The organism is Acinetobacter sp. HR7 (assembly GCF_000773685.1).
Classification (GTDB): domain Bacteria; phylum Pseudomonadota; class Gammaproteobacteria; order Pseudomonadales; family Moraxellaceae; genus Acinetobacter; species Acinetobacter thermotolerans.
Window position 1 is genome coordinate 1 of sequence record NZ_JPQO01000011.1, and the last position, 905, is coordinate 905.

Genomic DNA, 905 nt, shown 5'->3' on the forward strand with positions numbered 1-905 from the left:
TTATTTAAACGCCAATCTCAACTTTAAATAAGCTTTTCAAATTGAATCGGCGAATAACCACATTTTTTATTCATAACGACGCAGACCGTATGTGACAAAATCTTTCTGATAAAACGATGCGATAAGTGCCATAAATCTCTTGCCCTTACTTTTTGAATATTAAAGCGATCAGTTAATTGACCAATGACCGTTTCAATTTTCCTTCGTGCTCTCATAAGCAACCTCATTGATTCTTGAGATCTAGAGTCCGGCATATTCTTTCTTAAAGGAGTTTGTAGATCAACATACTGAAATTTATAGTATTCTTTCAAGCTGGGTCTTAAGTAACCTTTATCTGCACCTAGTAACCCATGAATATTTTCTGTGATTTCTGGTGCAACATCACGCTCATCTACATTTGCTGGAGCGAAAGTATAGCCAGTAATCATACCCTCCAAATTAATTACAAGATGCCCTTTAAAACCATAGTATTTCTCTTGTTGTGCAGCACAATAACTAAAACCTGCATGTTCTTTGAAATTCTTGTGTCTTTTTGCTCGACTATAACGACAAACAGGTATAGGAAATCCATCAATAAAATGAATATGATCCTGACCATAATGTGCAGTTAATTGGGCTGTGATTTTTTGATGAACTTGCCATAAGTTTGCACAATGCTTACAAAAGTTAGGATATGAACCTAAATGAGGGAACCAACTTAAGTAATTGTTTTTAAAAAACATCCATATGCTTTTATCCGTATCCATTTTGAGACACTCACCAACAATTTGCATTGTGATAATTTCAATATCGGTTAAAGCAGGTGGAAAACCACGTTTTCTTAATGGTTCAGAGACTATAGTTGGGGGAAATTATTTTTTTTTTTATAAAAAAAAAAAAAAAAAAAAAAAAAAAAAAAAAATTTA

1 protein-coding gene is annotated in these 905 nt (G+C 32.8%); it reads right to left on the bottom strand.

Annotation, left to right across the window (positions count from 1 at the left end; translation table 11 throughout):
• Positions 1-23: 23 nt before the first annotated feature.
• Complete coding sequence (locus GW12_RS00850; protein ID WP_152598507.1) at positions 24-839, bottom strand: IS982 family transposase; 816 nt, start codon at positions 837-839, stop codon at positions 24-26.
• Positions 840-905 lie beyond the last annotated feature (66 nt).